At 70.9% G+C, this 22,078-nt stretch carries 20 protein-coding genes; 3 read left to right on the top strand and 17 right to left on the bottom strand.

Features of this window, described 5'->3' with window-relative positions:
- Nucleotides 1–63: 63 nt before the first annotated feature.
- The 12 genes from rplT to BJ982_RS24135 form a co-directional block, all read right to left on the bottom strand.
- Complete coding sequence (gene rplT, locus BJ982_RS24190; protein ID WP_184617271.1) at nucleotides 64–447, bottom strand: 50S ribosomal protein L20; 384 nt, start codon at nucleotides 445–447, stop codon at nucleotides 64–66.
- Nucleotides 448–471: 24 nt separating this feature from the next.
- A complete protein-coding gene (gene rpmI / locus BJ982_RS24185; RefSeq protein ID WP_184617270.1) occupies nucleotides 472–666 on the bottom strand; it encodes a 50S ribosomal protein L35 in 195 nt (64 codons plus the stop codon).
- Nucleotides 667–819: 153 nt separating this feature from the next.
- Nucleotides 820–1,428 carry a translation initiation factor IF-3 gene (gene infC / locus BJ982_RS24180; protein ID WP_311772306.1) on the bottom strand — a complete coding sequence of 203 codons (609 nt, stop codon included), beginning with the start codon at nucleotides 1,426–1,428 and terminating at the stop codon, nucleotides 820–822.
- Between the two features lie 417 nt (nucleotides 1,429–1,845).
- Entirely contained in the window at nucleotides 1,846–2,682 is an 837-nt protein-coding gene (locus BJ982_RS24175) for a shikimate dehydrogenase (RefSeq protein ID WP_184883660.1), read from the bottom strand.
- Nucleotides 2,682–3,845, bottom strand: a complete 1,164-nt coding sequence (mltG, locus tag BJ982_RS24170) for an endolytic transglycosylase MltG (RefSeq protein ID WP_184883658.1) — start codon at nucleotides 3,843–3,845, stop codon at nucleotides 2,682–2,684. Before mltG (BJ982_RS24170) ends, BJ982_RS24175 begins: the two co-directional genes overlap by 1 nt.
- A 157-nt stretch (nucleotides 3,846–4,002) precedes the next feature.
- Complete coding sequence (gene mltG / locus BJ982_RS24165) at nucleotides 4,003–5,391, bottom strand: endolytic transglycosylase MltG (RefSeq protein ID WP_203959374.1); 1,389 nt, start codon at nucleotides 5,389–5,391, stop codon at nucleotides 4,003–4,005.
- Nucleotides 5,388–5,885: a Holliday junction resolvase RuvX gene (gene ruvX, locus BJ982_RS24160; RefSeq protein ID WP_184883656.1), complete on the bottom strand. Its 498-nt coding sequence runs from the start codon at nucleotides 5,883–5,885 to the stop codon at nucleotides 5,388–5,390. Before ruvX ends, mltG (BJ982_RS24165) begins: the two co-directional genes overlap by 4 nt.
- Before the next feature lie 94 nt (nucleotides 5,886–5,979).
- Complete coding sequence (gene alaS / locus BJ982_RS24155; protein ID WP_184883654.1) at nucleotides 5,980–8,652, bottom strand: alanine--tRNA ligase; 2,673 nt, start codon at nucleotides 8,650–8,652, stop codon at nucleotides 5,980–5,982.
- Between the two features lies 1 nt (nucleotide 8,653).
- Nucleotides 8,654–8,926, bottom strand: coding sequence for a hypothetical protein (locus BJ982_RS24150; RefSeq protein ID WP_184883652.1), 273 nt, complete (start codon nucleotides 8,924–8,926; stop codon nucleotides 8,654–8,656).
- On the bottom strand, nucleotides 8,923–9,309 hold the full coding sequence (locus BJ982_RS24145; RefSeq protein ID WP_184883650.1) for a DUF948 domain-containing protein: 387 nt from the start codon (nucleotides 9,307–9,309) through the stop codon (nucleotides 8,923–8,925). Before BJ982_RS24145 ends, BJ982_RS24150 begins: the two co-directional genes overlap by 4 nt.
- A gap of 174 nt (nucleotides 9,310–9,483) precedes the next feature.
- Nucleotides 9,484–10,800, bottom strand: a complete 1,317-nt coding sequence (locus tag BJ982_RS24140) for a replication-associated recombination protein A (protein ID WP_184883648.1) — start codon at nucleotides 10,798–10,800, stop codon at nucleotides 9,484–9,486.
- Between the two features lie 72 nt (nucleotides 10,801–10,872).
- Nucleotides 10,873–11,334 (bottom strand): DUF2231 domain-containing protein, encoded by a 462-nt coding sequence (locus tag BJ982_RS24135; protein ID WP_184883646.1) that lies wholly within the window; start codon nucleotides 11,332–11,334, stop codon nucleotides 10,873–10,875.
- A gap of 314 nt (nucleotides 11,335–11,648) precedes the next feature.
- Between BJ982_RS24135 and BJ982_RS24130 the strand changes: the two genes are divergently transcribed.
- Nucleotides 11,649–12,563, top strand: a complete 915-nt coding sequence (locus tag BJ982_RS24130) for a peptidylprolyl isomerase (protein ID WP_307784657.1) — start codon at nucleotides 11,649–11,651, stop codon at nucleotides 12,561–12,563.
- A gap of 75 nt (nucleotides 12,564–12,638) precedes the next feature.
- On the opposite strand, the gene aspS is transcribed toward BJ982_RS24130, so the two are convergent.
- From aspS to BJ982_RS24115, 3 genes are read right to left on the bottom strand one after another with little or no spacing between them, the layout of a single operon-like run.
- Complete coding sequence (gene aspS, locus BJ982_RS24125) at nucleotides 12,639–14,396, bottom strand: aspartate--tRNA ligase (RefSeq protein ID WP_184883642.1); 1,758 nt, start codon at nucleotides 14,394–14,396, stop codon at nucleotides 12,639–12,641.
- Entirely contained in the window at nucleotides 14,393–15,652 is a 1,260-nt protein-coding gene (hisS, locus tag BJ982_RS24120; protein WP_184883640.1) for a histidine--tRNA ligase, read from the bottom strand. The genes aspS and hisS overlap by 4 nt, the downstream gene beginning before the upstream one ends.
- Complete coding sequence (locus BJ982_RS24115) at nucleotides 15,652–16,335, bottom strand: MBL fold metallo-hydrolase (RefSeq protein ID WP_184883638.1); 684 nt, start codon at nucleotides 16,333–16,335, stop codon at nucleotides 15,652–15,654. Before BJ982_RS24115 ends, hisS begins: the two co-directional genes overlap by 1 nt.
- Nucleotides 16,336–16,526: 191 nt before the next feature.
- Here BJ982_RS24115 and BJ982_RS24110 point away from each other — a divergent pair, with 191 nt between their 5' ends.
- The gene (locus tag BJ982_RS24110; RefSeq protein ID WP_184883636.1) at nucleotides 16,527–17,381 is read left to right on the top strand and encodes a peptidylprolyl isomerase; all 855 of its coding nucleotides are present in this window, start codon (nucleotides 16,527–16,529) and stop codon (nucleotides 17,379–17,381) included.
- A gap of 58 nt (nucleotides 17,382–17,439) precedes the next feature.
- Nucleotides 17,440–18,672 (top strand): DUF349 domain-containing protein, encoded by a 1,233-nt coding sequence (locus BJ982_RS24105; protein ID WP_184883634.1) that lies wholly within the window; start codon nucleotides 17,440–17,442, stop codon nucleotides 18,670–18,672.
- Between the two features lie 406 nt (nucleotides 18,673–19,078).
- On the opposite strand, the gene BJ982_RS24100 is transcribed toward BJ982_RS24105, so the two are convergent.
- Entirely contained in the window at nucleotides 19,079–21,268 is a 2,190-nt protein-coding gene (locus BJ982_RS24100; protein ID WP_184883632.1) for a RelA/SpoT family protein, read from the bottom strand.
- A gap of 234 nt (nucleotides 21,269–21,502) precedes the next feature.
- Nucleotides 21,503–22,021, bottom strand: coding sequence for an adenine phosphoribosyltransferase (locus tag BJ982_RS24095; protein WP_184883630.1), 519 nt, complete (start codon nucleotides 22,019–22,021; stop codon nucleotides 21,503–21,505).
- Between the last annotated feature and the right edge of the window lie 57 nt (nucleotides 22,022–22,078).

The following is a 22,078-nucleotide window of genomic DNA, read 5'->3' as shown; positions in this document are numbered from 1 at the left end:
CGGCGAACGACCCGCTCCGCGAGAGAACGAGTCGTCCACCTGAGTTCGTGTGTGCGCCGGGCGTCAGCCGGCGACCGGCGCGTTCACGTCGGCCGGAAGCGCCTTCCTGGCGGCCTCGGCCAGCGCCGCGAACGCCTGGGCGTCGTTGACGGCCAGGTCGGCGAGGATCTTGCGGTCCACCTCGACACCGGCGGCCTTCAGGCCCTGGATGAACCGGTTGTAGGTGATGCCGTTCGCGCGCGCGGCGGCGTTGATGCGCTGGATCCACAGGCGCCGGAAAGCGCCCTTCTTGTCCTTGCGGTCGCGGTAGGCATAGGTCAGCGAGTGGAGCATCTGCTCCTTGGCCTTGCGGTACAGCCGCGACCGCTGGCCCCGGTAACCACTCGCCCGCTCGAGGACGACGCGGCGCTTCTTCTTGGCGTTGAGCGCCCGCTTTACGCGTGCCATTGTTCTATCTCCCCGGGGGTTCGGTTACTTGCCCAGCAGCTTCTTGATCTTCTTGGTGTCGGCATCGGACATGACGACCTCAGGCGCGAGACGGCGCGTCCGCGTGGACGGCTTGTGCTCGTTGTAGTGGGCACGGTTCGCGCGGCGGCGAATGACCTTGCCGGAACCGCTGAGCCGGAACCGCTTCTTCGCACCGCTGTGCGTCTTCATCTTCGGCATGACAGCCGTATCTCCCTCGTCGTTCGTCCGTGCCGATGGCCCGGGTCAAGGTACCTCATCCGGGGACTCACCCGGTGAGGCCCTGACCCGGTCTCGGTGTCCACATCCCGCCGGATCGTCAGGCGGGGTACATCACTGGTGCGGCCGCGTGGCCTACGCCACGTCCGGGGTGCTCACGTCCGCCTCGCCGTGCTCGCCGATCTCGCCGTGCTCGCCGGCCTCGTCGGACTTGGTGCGGGCCGCGGCACGCTCGGCCTTGGCCTCGGCCTTCTTCTTGTGCGGCCCGATCACCATGATCATGTTCCGGCCGTCCTGCTTGGGCTGGGACTCCACGAAGCCGAGCTCGGTGACGTCCTCCGCGAGCCTTTGCAGAAGCCGGAAGCCCAGCTCCGGACGCGACTGCTCGCGCCCGCGGAACATGATGGTGACCTTGACCTTGTCCCCCGCTTTGAGGAACCGCACGACGTGACCCTTCTTGGTCTCGTAGTCATGCGGATCGATCTTCGGCCGGAGCTTGATCTCCTTGATGATCGTGTGCGCCTGGTTGCGGCGCGCCTCGCGTGCCTTCATGGCCGACTCGTACTTGAACTTGCCGTAGTCCATGAGCTTGCACACGGGCGGACGGGCCGTGGCCGCGACCTCGACCAGGTCGAGATCCGATTCCTGGGCCAGCTTCAGGGCGTCGCCGATCGAGACGATGCCGACCTGCTCGCCGTTCGGCCCCACGAGACGGACCTCGGGCACGCGAATACGCTCGTTGATGCGGGGCTCAGTGCTGATGGGACCTCCTAGGTGCCTGGCATTTGTCCGCGTGAGTGCTCGACCGTGACGGCAGCCCCTCGCCCGGAAAGCGAAAAGCCCCGCACGTCGCGCATGCGGGGCCACTGGAACCCATCGGCCGCCCGGCCCCGGGTTCCCCGGAGGAGCTCCGGAGTGATCCTGAACCCATCGACCTCGCAGCCGATCAGGTGGGAGGAAGACCTCCGCTTGCGCGTCCAGCCTTCATGCCGGACCGATCAAGCAGTCACACTACCACAACACGGCGTGTCCGCCGAATCTTCCCCCTCCGCCGTCACGATGCGTTGCTTCGCCGATACGAAGCACGACCCGGCGATGGCGTGTCCTTGCGCACACCCGGAGAGACCATGACGGAGATCGAGCGAAGCGGAGTTCGCGTGCTCAATCCGTTCGAGCCGATCGTCTGGCGATCTCGGCTTCGCCGGCCGCCTTGACGAGGTCCACGGGCACCGCCCCTCGGCGCAGGCCCGTGTAGAGCTCGACCTGGCGTACGGCCTGGTGTACCAGCATGGTGAAGCCGCTCACGACCGTGCCGCCCGCGCCGGCCACGGCCCGTGCCACAGGGGTCGGCCAAGGGGCGTAGACGACGTCGAAGAGCGTGGGCACCGCCGCGAGCGACGCGGCGTAGGGGTCGGCCGCGCCCGGCGGGAGGGTGGAGACGGCCAGGTCCACGTCCAGCAGGGCGTCCAGCTTGTCGAACGTCTCGACCGTGACCCGCATGCCCAGCCGCTCGGCCGCCTCCTCGGTCTCCCGGGCGCCGGTCCTGTCCCGCACGACCAGCGTCGCCTCCGGCAGGCCGAGCTCCCGCAGGGCCGCCAGGGCCGAGGCCGCCGTCGCCCCGCCGCCGAGGATGGTCGCGCCGCGCGGCGCCCGCACCCCCGACTCGGCCAGCGCCGCGACGATGCCGTGCACGTCGGTGTTCTCGCCGTGCCGGGCGCCGTCGCGCAGCACGACGGTGTTGACGCCGCCGACCTCGACCGCCAGGTCCGCCACGGTGTCGAGCAGGGGCAGCACGGCCCGCTTGAGCGGCATGGTCAGCGACAGCCCGGCCCACTCCGGCCCGAGGCCCGCGAGCAGGCCGGGCAGTCCGGCCTCGTCGCAGGCGATCGCGTCGTAGCGCCATCCCGTCAGCCCGAGCGCGGCGTACGCGCCCCGGTGCAGGGCCGGCGACAGCGAGTGGGAGATCGGGGAGCCGAGGACGGCCGCGCGCCGCTCCATCAGCCCACCCCGTGGTTCTTGTTGAACTCCTCGGCGAGCTTGAAGAACTCCGTCTCCGAGTCGGTGAACTTCGTGATGCCCCTCTTGGGGTCGGTGGTGACGAAGAACAGCCAGTTCCCCTTGGCCGGGTTCAGCGCCGCCTCGATGGCGTGGTCGCCGGGGTTGCCGATGGGGCCGGGAGGCAGGCCGAGGCGCGCGTAGGTGTTGTACGGCGACTTGCTCTTCAGCTCTTCGTGCGTGGCCGCGATGCCGAACTTGTTGAGGCCGTACATGACCGTGCTGTCCATCTGGAGCTTCATCTCGGGGTCGCGGTTCAGCCGGTTGTAGATCACCCGGGCGACCTTCCCCATGTCGCGCACGTTGCCCGACTCGGCCTGGACGATGCTCGCGATCGTCACGATCTCCAGCGGCGTGCGGCCCACCTTCTTGGCGCCCGCCACGAGGTCGGCCTGCTCGGCGGCGTCGTTGTAGCGCGCCACCATGCTCGCGAGGATGTCGTCGGGCGTGGACTTCGGGGAGATCTCGTAGGTCGCGGGGAAGGCGAACCCTTCGAGGCGGCCCTTGGCGTAGGCGGGCAGTTCGAGGGACTCGGCGTCCTTCGCGGCCTTCTGGAAGGCCGACACCGGCTTGCCCGTGGCGGTGGAGAGCTGCTGGAGGATCTGGGAGAGGCGCAGGCCCTCGCGGATCGTCAGCGTGGTCTGGAGCCTGAGCTTGGGGTCGAGAAGCGGGACGGCGACGCCGGCGGCCATGCCCTTGCGCAGCTTGTACTGGCCGGGCTGGAGAGAACCGGTCTTGCCGGCCGCGTCGATGGCGTTGACGAACGCGCGCTCGCTGGCGACGACGCCCTGCTCGACGAGGGTCTGCGCCACGTCGCCCGCGCTCTGACCGTCCTTGATCTCGATGACGACCTCGCCGGCGCCCGGCCCGGCGTAGTCCTCGGCGACCGCCATCCCGCGGACCCACTGGTAGCCGTAGTAGCCACCGACGCCGAGGACGCCGACGATGATGACCATCGCCACGAAGAACGCCACGAAACCCTTGCGCCGCTGGCGGCGCTGGCGCCTCCTGCTGCGGGCCCGGTTGACCCGTGAGCCGCGGCCCCTGCGCCGCGGGCCCTCGTCGTCCTCGGCGCCGAGCAGACTATCGAGGTCGAGATCGTTCATATGTGCGCACGCCAATCTCCCTGTCCGACCTGCCCATCGTCGCGCAAGCGCCCGATTTTGGTGGGGCATACCAGGCAAGTCGTCGTTCCACCACCATAGGACTGAACGACGAAGATCGCCGGACTTGTCCTAGAGGTGGCAACCGTCCCGACGGGCATCAGTGCTGCCCGAGACGCTTGTTTAGCTCTGCTCGGAACTTCACGAACTCGCTCTCTTTGTCGGTGAATTTCGTGATTCTACGCTCTGGGTCCACCGTGACGAACCAGTACCAATCACCCTTTGCCGGACTCAGCGCCGCCCGGAGTGCCGCCTCGCCGGGGTTGCAGATCGGGCCCGGCGGCAGCCCGGGGTGCATGTAGGTGTTGTAAGGGGTGTCACGCTTGATCTCGGCATGTGAGGCCACGATGCCGTGCTTGCCCAGGCCGTACATCACGGTGCTGTCCATCTCCAGCTTGGCTCGGGAGGCCAGCCGATTGTAGATGACTCTCGCGATCTTCGGATAGTCGGCGACCCTGCCCCCCTCGGCCTGCGCGATGCTGGCGACGATCACCACCTCGCGGGGCGTCAGCTTCAGCCGCCCGGCCCCCGCCTCCAGGTCCACGCGGGTGGCGGCCCGTTTGAACCGGCGGACGGTCGCCCGCATCAGATCGCGCGCCCCGGTGGACGGCTCCACGTCGTAGGTCGCGGGGAACAGGAAGCCCTCGACCGCGCCGTTGGCGTACGCGGGCAGGCCGAGCCCGGCGGGCGCGGCGGCCAGCCGGCCGAACTCGGCGGCGGGCAGGCCCGAACCCTTGGCGAGACGGGCGACGCTCTGGACGGCGCGCAGGCCCTCCGGCAGGGTGACGCGCTTGCGGATCCTGGCCTGCGGGGAGAGCAGCAGGTCGAGCGCCATCGAGGCGGCCATGCGCTTGCGCATCCGGTAGTGGCCGGGCCTGAGGCCGTTCTCCTTGCCGCGCCGTTCCACCACGCCGACGAACGACCTGGCGCTCGCGACGACCTCGGCGCGCACGAGCGTCTCGGCGATCTCGCCCGCGCTCGCGCCCGGCGCTATCCGGACGACGACCGGTACGGTGCCGGGGCCGTCGAAGTCCTCCGGTGAGAGGAACGGCTTGAACAGGACGAACGCCCCGGCGAGCCCCGCGGCGACCAGCACCGCGCTCCCCCCGGCGACCAGCGCGATCAGCCCCCGCCGCCCCCGCCCCTTCCGCTCCTCTTCGCTCTCTTCCCGGGCCTCGTCCTGGAACCGGATGAGCCCCTCCGGCTCACCCTCGACGGCCCCCTCCCCGCCACTCGTGCGTCCTTCGGCCGCCCCGGCCACGGAAAGGACATCCCCCGAGTCCTCCGGAGCACCCGTCTCGTCGGGACCGCCAGGGCTGATCGTCCGCCGCACACCGTCCGGGTCGTCGGGGGCGGCCGGGCCCACCGGGTCGTCGGGGGGCTCCTGGCCGGATCGGCCGCGCGGCTGCTCCGGCCCGTGGCGCTCCGCCCCGTGATCCTCCGGCCCGTGCTGCTCCGGCCCGTGAGGTGGGCCGGGCGGGCGGGTCACTGGATCGGCCCGGCGCTCGATTCTCCGCCGGGGCGGCGCCCCGGCGGCTCGACGGGTCTGCCCGGTGGCGCGCCGCTCGCGCGCTCGGCGTCCAGGGCGGCCTGCAGCAGTACGACGGCCGCCGCCTGGTCGACGACCGCGCGCTGGTTCCTGGCCTTGACCCCGCTCGCCCGCAGGCCCTGCTGGGCGGTCACGGTGGTCAGCCGCTCGTCGTACAGGCGCACCGGCGTGGGCGAGAGCCGCGCGGCCAGGCGCACGGCGAACTCGCGCGCGGCGGCGGCGGCGTGGCTCTCGCGGCCCGACAGCGAGGTCGGCAGGCCGACGACGACCTCGATCGCCTCGTGCTCCGCGGCGATGGCCGCGATGCGGTCCAGGTCGCCGCGGCCCCGGCGGACGGTCTCGACCGGGGTGGCGAGCAGCCCGGACGGGTCACTGCGCGCGACCCCCACCCGGACCGACCCGACATCCACCCCGAGCCGCACCCCCCGCCTCACGAGGCACACCCCTGGTCCCCCGCCCGCACGCCGGCGCGCGGGCCGGCCGGGGTTCGGGTTCCCGGGGTCGCCCGGACGGGGTTCGCCTGGTCGGTCAGGACAGGGTCTCCCGGATCGCGCGGCCGACGGCGTCGAGCGCGTCACCGATCGCCTCCGGACGGGCTCCGCCGCCCTGTGCGACGTCATCTTTACCGCCACCGCCACCCCCAAGTGCCTTGGCGGCGACGCCGACCAGTCGCCCGGCCGCAAGGCCCCGGGTGCGTCCCGCATCGTTCACTGCGGCGACCACGACCGGCCGGTCTGCGGGCACACCGGCGACCACGATCATCGCGGCGCGGTCACCGGGGAAACGCCCGCGCACTTCCAGAGCGAGTTTACGCAGGTCATCGGCGGAAGTGCCGTCAGGCGCGCGGTGCGTCACGACCGAGACGCCGTTGACGTCGCGGGCGGAGGCGGCGAGCTCGCCCGCCGCGGCCAGCACCTGGGCCGAGCGGACCTTCTCCAGTTCGCGCTCGGCGGCGCGCAGGCGGGAGACGATGCCGTCGATGCGCTCGGGCAGCTCTTCACGGCGGGCCTTGAGCTGCTCGCTGAGCTGGGCGACGAGCACGCTCTCGCGGGCGAGGAACCGGAAGGCGTCGATGCCGACCAGGGCCTCGACGCGGCGGACGCCGGCGCCGATCGACGACTCGCCGAGCACCTTGATCAGGCCGAGCTGCCCGGAGCTGGCGACGTGCGTACCGCCGCACAGCTCGCGCGAGTACTCGCCGACCTCGACGATGCGGACCTCGTCGCCGTACTTCTCGCCGAACAGGGCCAGCGCGCCCATGGCGCGGGCCTCGTCGAGCGAGGTGTGGTAGGCGTGGACCTTCAGGTCGTTGATGAGGATGGCGTTGACCTCGTCCTCGACGTCGCGCAGCACGGCGGGCGCGACGGCCCCGGCCGCGGTGAAGTCGAAGCGGAAACGCCCGGGAGAGTTCTCCGAGCCGGCCTGGGCGGCGCTCTCGCCGAGGGCGTTGCGGAAGCCGCGGTGCACCAGGTGGGTCGCGGTGTGGCTGCGCGAGATGGCGCGGCGGCGCTCGATGTCGACCTCGGCCTGGACGGGCTCGCCCACGCGGACCTCGCCCTCGCTCACCTTGCCGCGGTGGACGACGAGACCCGCGAACGGGGACTGCACGTCGACGATCTCGACCGAGGCGCCCGAGGACCGGATCACGCCCTGGTCGGCGAGCTGGCCGCCGCCCTCGGCGTAGAAGGGGGTGCGGTCGAGGACGATCTCGACGGTGGCGCCCGCGCCGGCCGCCTGCACCGATGCGCCGTCCACGAGGACGCCGACGACGGTGGCCTCGGCGACGGTGAGGTCGTAGCCGAGGAAGTCGACGCGGCCGGCCTTGTCCAGCATCGCGCCGAGCACCGAGACGTCGGCGTTGCCGGTCTTCTTGGCGGCGGAGTCGGCCTTGGCGCGGTCGCGCTGCTCCTGCATGAGGCGGCGGAAGCCCTCTTCGTCGACCTGGAGGCCCTGCTCGGAGGCCATCTCAAGGGTGAGGTCGATGGGGAAGCCGTAGGTGTCGTGGAGCTGGAAGGCCTGCGGGCCGGCGAGGACCGAGCGCCCCTTGCGCTTGGTCTCCTCGACGGCGGCGTCGAAGATCGCGGTGCCGGTGCGCAGCGTGCCGAGGAAGGACGCCTCCTCGGCGTCGATCACGGTGTGGATGTTGGCGGCGTCGACCTTGAGCTCGGGGTACTGCCGGCCCATGACCTCGATGGTGGTGGCGGTGAGCTCGTGCATGTAGCGCTCCTCGCCCGCGCCGAGAAGGCGCAGGTTGCGGATGGCGCGGCGCAGCATGCGGCGCAGGACGTAGCCGCGGCCCTCGTTGGAGGGCAGGACGCCGTCGCCGACGAGCATGACGCCGGCGCGCATGTGGTCGGCGATGACGCGCAGCGAGACGTCGGCGCGGGCGTTCCTGCCGTAGCGGGACCGGGTGAGCTCGGCGGCCCTGTCGAGGATCTTGTAGGTGGTGTCGATCTCGTAGATGTTGTCGACGCCCTGCAGGATGGCGGCCATGCGTTCGAGGCCCATGCCGGTGTCGACGCTCTTGGCGGGGAGCTCGCCGAGGATCGGGAAGCCGTCCTTGCCGCCGCCCGCGCCGCGCTCGAACTGCATGAAGACGTTGTTCCACACTTCGAGGTAGCGGTTCTCGTCGGCGACGGGCCCGCCGTCGCGGCCGTACTCGGGGCCGCGGTCGTAGTAGATCTCGGAGCAGGGGCCGCACGGGCCGGGGACGCCCATGGACCAGAAGTTGTCGGCCATGCCGCGGCGCTGGATGCGCTCGGCGGGGACGCCGATCTTGTGCTGCCAGATGGCGGCGGCCTCGTCGTCGTCGTGGTAGACCGTGACCCACAGGCGCTCGGGGGCGAAGCCGAACCCGCCCTCGGACTCCGGCCTGGTCAGCAGCTCCCAGGCGTACGGGAGGGCCTGCTCCTTGAAGTAGTCGCCGAAGGAGAAGTTGCCGAGCATCTGGAAGAAGCTGGCGTGGCGCGTGGTCTTGCCGACCTCGTCGATGTCGAGGGTGCGCATGACCTTCTGGGCGCTGGCCGCGCGCGGGAAGGGCGGCTTCTTCTGCCCGAGGAAGTAGGGCTTGAAGGGGACCATGCCCGCGTTGACCAGCAGCAGCGTGGGATCCTCCGCGACGAGGCTGGCCGAGGGCACGACGGTGTGACCGCGCTCCTCGAAGAAGCGCAGGAAGCGGCGGGCGATCTCTGCCGACTCCATCTCAGCGGCCGTCCTTTACGTCGTTGTGGTGGGTTTCCTGGGTGGGCCGGGTGTCCCCGGCGGGTTCGAGCGCGAAGCGCGCCCGCAGCTCGGCCTCGCGCCCGGCGGCCAGGCCGCGGACGTCCCTGGCGAACAGCCTGGCCTCCGCGACCAGGCCGAGGGCGCCGTCGGCGGCGCGGCGCGCGACGTGCTCGGGCTTCAATGCCTGCAGCTTACGCATCGTCCAGACGCCGATGTACGCGCCCAGGCCGAGGTAGATCAGCCGGCGGATCATGCGCGCCGCCGCCCTTCGAGGGAGGGCCGGGGGGCGCGGCGCGCGCTCACGGCGCGGCGCACGCCGTGCGCCAGGGCCGAAGCCTTGATCAGCGGCTTGGCGAAGAACGTGGAGGCGACTCCGGTGACCTTGACCATGTTGCCGCTGACCTGCTTCATGTCGCCCGCGATGGCCTCGACCGCGACGAGCTGCCGGTTCGCCTCGGCGACGGTGAGGCTGACGTCGTCGAGCAGGGGGATGACCCGGTCGTTGAGGTCGGCCATCAGCTTGGTGGTCTGCGTCAGCAGTTTGGCCAGCCTGACCAGGACGACTGCGAGAAAGCAGACCAGTATCGCCCAGAACATGGCGACGATGAGGCCGGCGACCTCTCCGGCGGTAAGCATGTCGGTGCGTCCCCTCGTAGGCGCCTTGCGGATGTGCGGCCCGGCTAGGGCGATGGAATGGGGAGACCCTATCGCGCCCGGCGCCCTGGCCCGCGCTCAGCACGCCCCGCCGTGGACGGCGGACGCCGCCTGTGGACGGGCGGGCGGCCGGGAGTGCCCCTGGTACGGCACGGATCACGGGCCGCCGCGGAGGAACTCCCTGATCTTGGACCAGCGGTCGGCGAAGTGTTGCTCGCTGCCGTGCCGGGTGGGCTCGTAGTAGCGGCGGTCGCGGATCGGCTCGGGCGCGTACTCCTGGCGGACCAGCCCGTGCTCGAAGTCGTGGGGGTACTGGTAGCCCTTGCCGTGCCCGAGCTTGGCGGCGCCGGGGTAGTGGGCGTCGCGCAGGTGGCCGGGGATCTGGCCGATCAGCCCGCGCCTGACGTCGTCGGCGGCGGCGCCGATGGCCTTGATGACGGCGTTGGACTTGGGCGCGAGCGCGCAGTGGATCACGGCCTGGGCGAGGTTGAGCCGTCCCTCGGGCAGGCCCACCATCTGGACGGCCTGGGCGGCGGCCACGGCGACCTGCAGGCAGGTCGGGTCGGCCATGCCGACGTCCTCGGAGGCGAAGATCATGACGCGGCGCGCGATGAACCGCGGGTCCTCCCCCGCCTCGATCATGCGGGCGAGGTAGTGGAGCGCGGCGTCGGCGTCGGAGCCGCGCATGCTCTTGATGAACGCGCTGACGACGTCGTAGTGCTGGTCGCCCTGCCTGTCGTAGCGGACGGCGGCCTTGTCGACGGCCTTCTCGACGGTCTCGACGGTGATCTCGCCGTCGGGGACGAGCAGCGCGGCGGCCTCCAGGTAGGTGAGCGAGCGGCGCGCGTCTCCGCCGGCCAGCCGCACGAGATGGTCCAGCGCGGGCGCGGTCAGGGTCACCCGGCCGCCGAGCCCGCGCGGGTCGCGCGCGGCGCGCTCCAGGACGGCGCGCACGTCGTCCTCCGACAGGGACTCCAGGGTCAGCAGCAGGGAGCGCGACAGGAGCGGGGAGATCACCGAGAAGAAGGGGTTCTCGGTGGTGGCCCCGATGAAGGTCACCCAGCGGTTCTCGACGGCGGGCAGCAGGGCGTCCTGCTGGGCCTTGTTGAAGCGGTGCACCTCGTCGACGAACAGGACGGTCTGGCGTCCGCTCATGCCGAGCTCGGCCCTGGCCTGCTCGATGGCCGCGCGGACCTCCTTGACGCCGGCGGACACCGCGGAGACCTCGACGAAGCGCCGGGCGGTGACGCCGGCGACGACGTAGGCGAGCGTGGTCTTGCCCGTGCCGGGCGGGCCCCACAGGAACAGGGACATGGGCGCGTCGCTCTCGACGAGCCGGCGCAGGGGCGTACCGGGCCCGAGAAGGTGGCGCTGCCCGATGACCTCGTCGAGCGTCTTCGGCCGCATGCGCACCGCCAGGGGCTCCTGGCTCTTGTGCGCCTCCTCGGCCGCCGCGTCGAACAAACTCTCCACGCGTTGACACTACCGCCGCCGGCGAAGGCCCACGCCGTCCTGGCGGGGCCTTCCCGCGGGGGGCTTCGGAGGTCAGCCGCCCCAGACGGCGGTGGCGCCGGTGTGGCCGGCGCGCAGGACGTAGAACCCGGCGGCCAGGGCGAGCGGGACGGTGAGGACGGACAGGACCGTGGTGGCGGTCTTGCCGAGCCTGGCGGCGGAGTACACCAGCAGGAGCGCGACCGCGCCGAGCCCGATGGAGGTCAGCAGCAGGGGCAGGGCGAAGCTCTCGTGCTCCTGGATCCGCTGGGCCATCGCGCCTTCGGGCGCGCCGCCGGAGAAGAGCCGCTCCTGGAAGGCCTCGCCGCTCTGGCGGGCGGCGAACGCGGTCAGGGGGGCGGCCACGCCCAGCGCCGCCACGGCCCAGCCGAGGGCGGGCCGCCAGCGCGGGACCACTCCGTAGACCACCGAGCCGACCGCGAGCAGCGGAATGAAGATCACCGCGGTGTGCACGATCAGCGGGTGGGCGGGCAGGCCGAGGACCTCTTCGAACATGTCTTGGCTCCTGTGGTGTGACGTGTCGTCCCTAATACGGATCAGGCCCGCTCCTGGTTCTCGGGAACGTCCCCCGGCCCGCGGTCCGTGACCGCGCCACCCCGATGATTACCGCGGCGACGTGAAGCCCGCGTAAGAAGTCAGCATCGCAACTTTCCACTCAGCAACGATCTGCCCCAGGGGTACGGTAGGTCACCAATGATCTTCATACCCGCGCGAACTGCGCGTTTTATGCGACCCCAACGTAAAGGCCGGTACGATTCCCGGGCATCTCAAGTCATCTATCGGCAAATGAAAGGCATACCGTGACCGACGTGGATCGCCAGACCCAGCTGGCACGGGAGCACCGCGAGCGACAGGAGCAGCGGGGCAAGGGCGGCCCGTCCTCCAAGCGGAACACGATCATCGGCGCCGTCGCGGGCGTCGTCCTCGTCGCGGGCGGCGTCATCGCCGCCACCACCCTCATGGGCGGCGACGACAAGGATCCCGGGGCCGCCCCCGAAGCCTCCCCCACGGCATCGGCTTCGGCCTCGGCCTCCCCCTCCGCCGGGACCACGGCCGCGCTTCCCGGCGCGACCGCCGCGCCGGCGGCCACGAAGTGCACCTACCGGAAGGACGACAGCGGGTCGCCGGCCAAGAGCGTCGGCACGCCGCCCGCCAAGCCCGACCTGAAGGCGAAATGGATGACGATCGACACCAACCAGGGTGAGATCGTGATCCAGCTCGCCACCCAGCAGGCGCCCTGCACGGTCAACTCCTTCGAGTTCCTCGCCAAGAAGAACTACTTCGACAACACGCGGTGCCACCGCCTCGCCACCCCCGAGACCGTCGGGCTCGGCATGCTGCAGTGCGGCGACCCGCTGGCCAAGGGCGACGGCAAGACCGCGGAGGACGGCACCGGCGGCCCGGGCTACCTGTTCGAGGACGAGAACCTGGGCGGCATGCCGCTCGGCCGGGGCACGGTCGCGATGGCCCAGTCCAGCGAGGACGCCAACTCCAACGGCAGCCAGTTCTGGTTCAGCTTCTCCGACGAGAACACCCAGCTGAGCGACCAGGGCGCCGCCTTCACCCCGTTCGGCGTGGTGACCAAGGGCATGGACGTCATCGACAAGATCGCCAAGGGCGGCATCATCCCCTTCAACGGCGACCCCATGGCCGACGTGCGCGGCGAGGGCTCCAACGCCCCCAAGCTGCCCGTCATCATCAAGGACCTGCGGATCAGCCGCTGACGGCGGACCTTCACGGCGAAAGACCCGGGCCCGGCACGCGAAGGCGTGCCGGGCCCGGGTCTTTCGCGGAGGGTGTCAGGCGCCGGGGGCGGGGGCGCGCCGCGCGTCGACCCCGGCCTCCTTGCGCTGCTCGGGGGTGATGGGCGTGGGCGCGCTCGTCAGGGGGTCGAAGCCGGAGGCCGTCTTGGGGAAGGCGATGACGTCGCGGATGGACTCGCCGCCCGCGAGCAGCATGCAGACGCGGTCCCAGCCGTAGGCGATGCCGCCGTGCGGGGGCGGACCGTACTTGAACGCCTCCAGCAGGAAGCCGAACTTGCTCTCGGCCTCCTCCTTGGAGATGCCGAGCACGTCGAAGACCCGCTGCTGCATCTCGGCCCGGTGGACACGGATCGAGCCGCCGCCGATCTCCATGCCGTTGCACACCATGTCGTAGGCGTACGCCAGGGCCTCGCCGGGGTGGTCCTGGAAGGTGTCGGCCCACTCGGGCTTGGGGCCGGTGAACGGGTGGTGCACGGCCGTCCAGCCGGTCTGGCGGCCGACCTCGTCGAGCACCGGCTCGAACATGGGGGCGTCGACCACCCACAGGAAGCTCCACCGCGACTCGTCGATCAGGCCGCAGCGCCGCCCGATCTCCAGGCGCGCCGCGCCCAGCAGGTCCCGCGAGGCCGAGGGCGCGCCCGCGGCGAAGAACACCGCGTCGCCCGGCGCGGCGCCGACGGCCTCGGCGAGGCCGGCGCGCTCCTGGTCGGTGAGGTTCTTGGCGACGGGGCCGCCGAGCTCGCCGTCCTGGCCGATGAGGACGTAGGCCAGGCCCCTGGCGCCGCGCGACTTGGCCCAGTCCTGCCAGGCGTCCAGTTCCTTGCGGGTCTGGGAGGCCCCGCCGGGCATGACCACGGCGCCGACGTAGGGCGCCTGGAAGACCCGGAAGGACGTGCCGGCGAAGTAGTCCGTCATCTCGACCAGCTCGCAGCCGAAGCGCAGGTCGGGCTTGTCGGAGCCGAAGCGGGTCATGGCCTCGCGGTAGGTGAGCCGGGGCAGCGGCGTGGGGATCTCGTAGCCCAGGGTCTCCTTCCACACGCGGGCGATCAGCGCCTCGCCGAGGGCGATCACGTCGTCCTGGTCGACGAACGACATCTCGACGTCGATCTGGGTGAACTCCGGCTGGCGGTCGGCGCGCAGGTCCTCGTCGCGGAAGCAGCGGGCGAGCTGGTAGTAGCGCTCCAGCCCGCCCACCATGAGGAGCTGCTTGAAGAGCTGGGGCGACTGCGGCAGGGCGTACCAGGAGCCCGGCTGCAGGCGCACCGGCACCAGGAAGTCGCGGGCGCCCTCGGGGGTCGAGCGGGTGAGGTCGGGGGTCTCGACGTACACGAAGCCGTGCTCGCGCATGACGTCGTGGGCCAGGTAGGTGGCGGTGGAGCGCACGCGCAGCGCGTCGGCGACCTGCTGGCGGCGGATGTCGAGGTAGCGGTACTTGAGCCGGGCCTCCTCCGAGACGCCCGCCCCGCCCTCGATGGGGAACGGCAGCGGCGCGGACTCGCTCAGCACCTCGACCTCCGAGGCGACGACCTCGACCTCGCCGGTGGGCAGGTCGGGGTTCTCGTTGCCCTCGGGACGGGCGCGCACCTCGCCGGTGATCCTGACGCAGTACTCCGAGCGCAGGTCGTGCGCGTGGTCCTCCTCGCGGAACACCACCTGGGCGGTGCCCGAGGCGTCGCGCAGGTCGATGAAGACCACGCCGCCGTGGTCGCGGCGGCGCGCCACCCACCCGGCCAGCGTCACCTGCCGGCCGGCGTGCTCCTTGCGCAGCGATCCGGCGGTGTGCGTGCGGATCATTTGGTCAGTCTCTCCTTCAGGGTGGTGACGATCTCGGCGAGAGGTACGGCGGTCTGGTCGCCGCTCGCGAGGTGCTTGACCTGGGCGGTCCCGGCGGCGATGTCACGGTCGCCGAGGATCACCGCGTAGGCGGCCCCCGAACGGTCGGCGCCCTTCATGGCGCCCTTGAGACCCTTGCCGTCGAAGGCCATGTCGGCCGCCACGCCCGCCGCGCGCAGCTCGTGCACGAGCCTGAACAGGCGCCTGGCGGCCTCCTCGCCGAGGGGGACCCCGAACACCGCGACGCGCGGCGGGGCCTCCTGAGCGAGGTTCTCGGCCTCGACGGCGAGGATGATGCGGTCGACGCCGACGGCGAAGCCGATGCCGGGCAGCGGCGGGCCGCCGATGTCCTCGGAGAGGCCGTCGTAGCGTCCCCCGCCGCCGATGCCGGACTGCGCGCCGAGCAGGGGGTGGTCGAACTCGTAGGTGGTGCGGGTGTAGTAGTCGAGCCCGCGCACCAGGCGGGGCGCGTCCTCCCAGGGGACGCCCAGATCTTCGAGCAGGGAGCGCACCCGGTCGTGGTGGGCCTTGCAGGACGCGCACAGGTGGTCGATGATCAGCGGGGCGTTCTCGACCTGGGCCCTGACCTCGGGCCGCTTGTCGTCCAGCACGCGCAGCGGGTTGATCTCGACGCGCGCCCGGGTGGGCTCGTCCAGGTCCAGCGCGCGCAGGAAGTCCTGCAGGGCGGCGCGGTAGGCCGGGCGGCACTGCTTGCAGCCGAGGGTGTTCAGCTTCAGCCGGACCTGGGTCAGGCCGAGCGCCTGGTAGCCCGTCCAGGCCACGGCGATGGTCTCGGCGTCGACCGCCGGGTCCTCGGTGCCGATGGCCTCCAGGTTGAACTGGTAGAACTGGCGGTAGCGGCCGGACTGCGGGCTCTCGTACCGGAAGGCCGGGCCGGTGGTCCAGAGCTTGACCGGAAGCTGGCCCTGGTGCAGGCCGTGCTCCAGCGTCGAGCGCATCACGCCCGCGGTGAACTCGGGCCGCAGCGTGATCGACCGGCCGCCCTTGTCCGAGAAGGTGTACATCTCTTTGGTCACGACGTCGGTGGACGCGCCGACGCCGCGCGCGAACAGCTGGGTGTCCTCGAAGACGGGCACCTCGATGTAGGAGTAGCCGGCGTTGGCGGCCGCGTTCGAGAAGGCCGCGCGCACCGCGAGGAACGTCGCCGACTGCGGCGGAACGTATTCCTGTACGCCCTTGGGCGCCTGAAAGCTCATTACAGTCCCCTGGTTGGACCCGCGAACGGCGCCGCCTCGGCGAGGTACGGGTTGGTGGCGCGTTCGCGGCCGATCGTCGTCTGTGGTCCGTGACCGGGCAGCACCGCGGTGTCGTCCGGCAGCGTCAGGCACACACGGCCCAGGCTGCGCAGAATGGTCGGGTAGTCACCGCCCGGAAGATCGCTGCGTCCGATGGAGCCGGCGAACAGCAGGTCTCCGGAGAACATCACACGCTCCTCCGCGAACCTGAACGTCACCGACCCCCTGGTATGCCCGGGCGCGTGGTCGACGGTGATGGCCATGCCCGCGATCTCCAGCACCGAACCGTCGGAAAGCTCGCGCACGTCGTCCGGCTCGGTGAACGTCAGCCCCCCGAAAAGATCCTGGCCGGGCGTGAGCGAGAAGCCCTTGGCCGGGTCGCTGAGGAGCTCGCGGTCCTCGGGGTGGATCCAGGCCGGGACGTCGCGCGCCCCGCACACCGGCGCGACCGACCACACGTGGTCGAGATGGCCGTGCGTCAGGAGCACCGCGACGGGCTTGAGGCGGTGTTCGCGCACAAGCGCGTCGACGCCGGCCATGGCGTCCTGGCCTGGGTCGACGATCACGCATTCCTCGCCGGGGGCGGGAGCGGCGACGTAGCAGTTGGCCTGCAAAGACCCGGCGGGAAAGCCGTCGATGAGCACGGAAGCGGACCTCGGTGTGATCGATCTCGTCAAGGAAAGCGGATGGGAATGTAACCGAAGGGTACCGGTGCGGGTCGCCGGGCTGCGAACCATTGCCTGTGGGCCGATACGATTCGCCCACTCCATAAAGGTGGCGGTCGTCCAGTCAGACGACCAAACAGACCAACTCGGACAGTCGGGAGGGCACAGCGGTGACGACCGGCAAGGACCGTCAGAAGCAGCTGGCACGGGAGCACTACGAGCGGCAGACGCAGCGGCGCGCCGAGCGGCAGGCCCGGCAGAAGCGCGTCGCGATCATCGGCACGAGCCTAGGCGTGCTCGTCGTCGTGGGCGGCATCTTCGCGGCCGTAGCGCTGGTCGGAGGTGGCGATTCGAAGACCGAGGCCGCGACGACCCCGTCCGCGTCGGCTCCACCCTCCGAGGGGCCGAGCCCCAAGCCGTACGACGCGGCGACCGGCACGTGCGACTACGTCGCCGACAGCTCCGGAGGGCCGGCCAAGAACGTCGGCATGCCGCCGGCCAAGGCGGACACCTCCCTTGAGACGATGACGCTGCAGACCAACCACGGCGACATCGTGATCGACCTGGCCACCGACAAGGCCCCCTGCACGGCCAACTCCTTCGCGTTCCTGGCCAAGCAGAAGTACTTCGACGGGTCCAAGTGCCACCGCATGGGCGAGGCGTCGTTCCCGATGATCCAGTGCGGCGACCCGCTGGCCAAGGCGGACGGCAAGAGCGCCACCGACGGCCAGGGCGGCCCCGGCTACCGGTTCACCGACGAGAACCTCACCGGCGCCCAGTACAAGCGCGGCGTGGCGGCGATGGCCAACAGCGGCCCCGGCACCAACGGGAGCCAGTTCTTCATCATCTTCGGGGACCTCCAGCTGCCCCCGAACTACACACCGTTCGGTACCGTCACAAAGGGACTGGACATCCTGGACGATGTGAGCAAGAAGGGCGTCCTGCCGGGGGGGATGGGCGACGGCACGGGTGCTCCCAAGGACCCGGTCGAAATCAAACACGTGACAATCTCTGGCAAGAGCTGACGTAATACAACAAGGACGCATAGCCTCCTGGAGGCTGATTCGAGTGCGGGAGGACACGGTGAGCACCGACCCGTGGGGCCGGGTAGACGACGACGGCACCGTCTACGTTCGTACGGCTGAGGGAGAACGGGCCGTCGGGTCCTGGCAGGCCGGTGAGCCCGAAGAGGCGCTGGCCTACTTCCATCGCAAGTACGACGAGCTGGCGACCCAGGTGGAGCTGCTGGAACAGCGCGTGCGCGGCACCGACCTGCCCCCGGCGCAAGCCGAGGCCACGATCGTCAAGCTGCGCGACTCCATCGCCGAGGCCCACGCCGTCGGCGACCTCGCGGCGCTCTCCTCGCGCCTGGAGGCGCTGACCGACCTGGTCGGCAAGCGCCGCGAAGAGGTACGAGCCGCCCGGGACCAGGCGCGGGCCCAGTCCCGCGAGGTCAAGGAACGCATCGTCGCCGAGGCCGAGCGCATCGCCGAGGACACCACCCACTGGAAGTCCGGTGGCGAACGCCTGCGCCAGCTCGTCGACGAATGGAAGGCGGCCGAGCGCATCGACCGGGTCACCGAGGCGGCCCTGTGGAAGCGTCTGTCGGCGGCCAGGACGGCCTTCGCCAAGCGGCGCAAGTCCTACTTCGCCGGCCTGGACGAACAACGCGAGTCCGTGCGCAGCACCAAGGAGCGCATCGTCGCCGAAGCCGAGGAACTCGCCACCTCCACCGACTGGGGAGAGACGGCCTCGGCCTACCGCGACCTGATGCGCCGCTGGAAGGCCGCCGGACGCGCCTCACGCGAGGCGGAGGACGAGTTGTGGGGCCGGTTCAAGGCCGCCCAGGACCAGTTCTTCCACGCGCGCTCGGAGGTGTTCGCCGAGCGCGACGCATCCCTGCGGGAGAACGCCGAGGCCAAGGAGCGCATCCTCACCGAGGCCGAGCGCATCCTGCCGGTCACCGACGCCCGCGCCGCCCGCGCCGCCCTGCGGGGCGTCCTGGAGCGCTGGGAGGCCGTCGGGCCGGTGCCGCGGGAACTGAGGGACCGGCTCGAAGGCGGGCTGCGCCGCATCGACGAGGCCGTCCGCAAGGCCGAGGAGGCCGAGTGGAAGCGGTCCAACCCCGAGGCGCGCGCCCGCGCCCAGAACACCGTGGACCAGCTGCGCCGCTCCATCGAGCAGCTTGAGAGCCGCCTCGGCAAGGCCAGGACCGCGGGCAAGGACAAGGACGTCAAGGAGGCCGAGGAGGCCATCGCCGCCCGGCGCTCCTGGCTGGAAGAGGCCGAGCGCACGCTCGCCGAATTCTCCTCCTGACACGTCCCGCCTCTCACCCGGCACCACGGGACGTCCCGGCCGACCTGACCGGCCGGGATGTGCTGTGCTTATGGCGCCGCCTCCGGCGGCGCGGCGTGAGGGCGCCTTTGAGCCGGTGCTCTTCCGTCGTCGGTCGGAAGGGGGCTCGTTCCTCGCCCCCTTCCTCCCTCCTCCTCCAGAGCACCGGCGCGCCCTCACGGGGGGGCCGTGGCACTGCCTAGAAGCCTGGCTCAAGAGGATCATTGAATCGACTCTGGTCCTCATTCGGAGAGCTTCGTCCCCACCCCTCGCCTCAGGGCACCGAGCGCGCCCTCACGACTCGGTGCTCTCTTCCGGCCCTCGGAAGGGCTTCAAGAAGCCTCTGGGTGTGGCTGTGCGGGAGACAGCCGGCCTAGGGGGCGGGGGGTCAGTTGGTCACGCGGTAGACGTCGTAGACGCCCTGGATGTTGCGTACGGCCTTCAGGACGTGGCCCAGGTGCTTGGGGTCGCCCATCTCGAAGGTGAACTTGCTGACGGCCGTGCGGTCGCGGGAGGTGGTGACCGAGGCCGACAGGATGTTGACGTGCTGGTCGGAGAGCGTGCGGGTGACGTCGGAGAGCAGGCGGGGGCGGTCCAGCGCCTCGACCTGGATGGCCACCAGGAACACCGAGTCGTCGGTGGGCGACCAGCTGACCTCGACCAGGCGGTCGGGCTCGGCCCTGAGCTGCTCGACGTTGGGGCAGTTGGTGCGGTGCACCGAGACGCCGTGGCCGCGCGTGACGAAGCCGACGATGTCGTCGCCGGGGACGGGGGTGCAGCAGCGGGACAGGCGCACCCAGACGTCGGAGTCGCCCGCGACGATCACGCCCGCGTTGGTGCCGCTGCGGGGCGGGCGGCCGCGCAGCTTGGTGGGGACGGCGGCCTCGGCGATGTCCTCCTCGGCGCCGTCGACGCCGCCCAGGGACTGCACGAGCTTCTGGACCACCGCCTGCGCGGCCGTGTGGCCCTCTCCGACCGCCGCGTACAGGGCCGAGACGTCCGGGTACCGGAGGTCCCTGGCGAGCGCCAGGAGGCTCTCTCCGGACATCAGACGCTGCAAGGGAAGGCCCTGCTTGCGCATGGCCCTGCCGATGGCCTCCTTGCCCGCCTCGATCGCGGTCTCGCGGCGCTCCTTGGAGAACCACTGGCGAATCTTGTTGCGCGCCCTGCCGCTCTTGACGAACTTCAGCCAGTCGCGCGAGGGACCGGCGTCCGGGGACTTGGAGGTGAAGATCTCGACGGTGTCGCCGTTGCTCAGCCGGCTCTCCAGCGGGACCAGGCGGCCGTTCACCCGGGCGCCGATGCATCGGTGGCCGACCTCGGTGTGGACGGCGTAGGCGAAGTCGACGGGGGTGGCGCCCTCGGGCAGCGCGATCACCTGGCCGCGCGGGGTGAAGACGAAGACCTCCGACACCGACAGGTCGAACCTGAGCGACTCCAGGAACTCGCCCGGATCGCTGGTCTCCTTCTGCCAGTCGAGGAGCTGGCGCAGCCAGGCCATGTCGCCGGCCGACTTCATGCGGGCCCCCGCCGGGCCGGAGGCCGCCATCTCCTCCTTGTACTTCCAGTGGGCCGCGACGCCGTACTCGGCGCGGTGGTGCATCGCGCGGGTGCGGATCTGCAGCTCCACGGGCTTGCCCTCGGGCCCGATCACCGTCGTGTGCAACGACTGGTACATGTTGAACTTGGGCATCGCGATGTAGTCCTTGAACCGGCCGGGCACCGGGTTCCACCGTGCGTGGATCGTTCCTAGCGCGGCGTAACAGTCGCGGACGGTGTCGACCAGGACGCGGATGCCCACCAGGTCGTAGATGTCGTCGAACGCCACCTCGCGCGCGATCATCTTCTGGTAGATCGAGTAGTAGTGCTTGGGCCTGCCCTTGACGGTCGCGCGGATCTTGGCCTCGCGCAGGTCGCCGGCGACCTTCTCGATGACCTCCTGGAGGAACAGGTCGCGCCGGGGGGCGCGCTCGGAGACCATACGGGCGATCTCGTCGTACCGCTTGGGGTACAACATGCCGAACGCCAGATCCTCAAGCTCCCACTTGATGGTGTTCATGCCGAGCCGGTGGGCCAGCGGCGCGAAGATCTCCAGCGTTTCGCGGGCCTTCTGCTCCTGTTTGTGACGCGGCAGGTAGCGCAGCGTGCGCATGTTGTGGAGCCGGTCGGCGAGCTTGATCACCAGCACCCGGATGTCGCGGGACATGGCGACGACCATCTTGCGCACGGTCTCGGCCTGCGCGGCGTCGCCGAACTTGACCTTGTCCAGCTTGGTGACGCCGTCGACGAGCAGCGCGATGTTCTCGCCGAAGTCGCCGCGCAGCTCGTCCAGGCCGTAGGCGGTGTCCTCGACGGTGTCGTGGAGCAGGGCCGCGCACAGGGTCTCGTCGTCGGTGCCGAGCTCGGCGAGGATGGTGGCGACGGCCAGCGGGTGGGTGATGTACGGGTCGCCGCTCTTCCGTTTCTGATCACGGTGGTGGTAGGCGGCGACGTCGTAGGCGCGCTCGATCAGACGGAGGTCGGCCTTGGGATGAGTGGCCCGGACCGTCTTGAACAGCGGTTCCAGAACCGGATTCATTGCTCCACCCCATTGCCCCCCGAACCGGGACAGCCTGCGTCGTACGACAGGCGCCGGTCTGTCCTCCGTGCCCGCGGGCGTGGCTGGACCCGTCTCGTCCGCGGGCGCGGAAACCGGCGCTGGGGTGTCGGTCACCTCGGGCAAGGCCACATCACGGGGCACTCAGACTCCTCACGTCGAGTCCAGATTCTCCAGTGTATCCACGCTGGAGACGCCCTCCTCCCGGCCCGTGGATCAGACGACCACCAAGGTGCGCACGTCGACGCCGCTCAGACGCTCACGGCCCTTGAGGAAGGCGAGTTCCATCAGCACCGACACGGCCACGACCTCGGCACCGGCCCGGCCGACCAGCTCCACGGCGGCACGGGCGGTGCCCCCCGTGGCGAGCACGTCGTCGACGATCAGCACGCGGTCGCCAGGGGCGAAGGCGTCGCGGTGGACCTCGATGACGGCGGAGCCGTACTCCAGATCGTAGGACGCCTCGTGGGCCGCGGCAGGCAGTTTCCCCTTTTTACGGATGGGCACGAACCCCGCGCCCGCCGTGTACGCCACCGGGGCGGCCAGGATGAAGCCGCGGGCCTCGATCCCGACGACCTTGTCGACGTCCAGCCCGTCGGCCAGGGCGTCCACGACGGCGGCGAACGCGCCGTGGTCGCCGAGCAGCGGGGTGATGTCCTTGAACACCACGCCGGGCTTGGGATAGTCGGGGACGTCGCGGATCCGGCCGAGGATCGTTTCTGCGAGGTCGCTCATCGGAGTCCTTCCTGAGGGGCGGGCCTGAGGGCAGCGAAGCGCCCCCGCGACGCCGGC

This window comes from Sphaerisporangium siamense (assembly GCF_014205275.1).
In the GTDB taxonomy this organism is placed as follows: Bacteria; Actinomycetota; Actinomycetes; order Streptosporangiales; family Streptosporangiaceae; genus Sphaerisporangium; species Sphaerisporangium siamense.
The sequence above is the reverse complement of the archived record's forward strand: the minus strand, read 5'-3'. Positions and strand labels throughout refer to the sequence as shown.

Excerpts from the sequence above, each read along its gene's own strand:
- rplT (WP_184617271.1), bottom strand. The coding sequence starts at position 447 with ATGGCACGCGTAAAGCGGGCGCTCAACGCCAAGAAGAAGCGCCGCGTC.
- rpmI (WP_184617270.1), bottom strand. The coding sequence starts at position 666 with ATGCCGAAGATGAAGACGCACAGCGGTGCGAAGAAGCGGTTCCGGCTC.
- BJ982_RS24175 (WP_184883660.1), bottom strand. The coding sequence starts at position 2,682 with ATGGAGCGGCGCGCGGCCGTCCTCGGCTCCCCGATCTCCCACTCGCTG.
- mltG (WP_184883658.1), bottom strand. The coding sequence starts at position 3,845 with ATGAACGATCTCGACCTCGATAGTCTGCTCGGCGCCGAGGACGACGAG.
- alaS (WP_184883654.1), bottom strand. The coding sequence starts at position 8,652 with ATGGAGTCGGCAGAGATCGCCCGCCGCTTCCTGCGCTTCTTCGAGGAG.
- BJ982_RS24150 (WP_184883652.1), bottom strand. The coding sequence starts at position 8,926 with ATGATCCGCCGGCTGATCTACCTCGGCCTGGGCGCGTACATCGGCGTC.
- BJ982_RS24145 (WP_184883650.1), bottom strand. The coding sequence starts at position 9,309 with ATGCTTACCGCCGGAGAGGTCGCCGGCCTCATCGTCGCCATGTTCTGG.
- BJ982_RS24135 (WP_184883646.1), bottom strand. The coding sequence starts at position 11,334 with ATGTTCGAAGAGGTCCTCGGCCTGCCCGCCCACCCGCTGATCGTGCAC.
- aspS (WP_184883642.1), bottom strand. The coding sequence starts at position 14,396 with ATGATCCGCACGCACACCGCCGGATCGCTGCGCAAGGAGCACGCCGGC.
- hisS (WP_184883640.1), bottom strand. The coding sequence starts at position 15,652 with ATGAGCTTTCAGGCGCCCAAGGGCGTACAGGAATACGTTCCGCCGCAG.
- BJ982_RS24100 (WP_184883632.1), bottom strand. The coding sequence starts at position 21,268 with ATGAATCCGGTTCTGGAACCGCTGTTCAAGACGGTCCGGGCCACTCAT.
- BJ982_RS24095 (WP_184883630.1), bottom strand. The coding sequence starts at position 22,021 with ATGAGCGACCTCGCAGAAACGATCCTCGGCCGGATCCGCGACGTCCCC.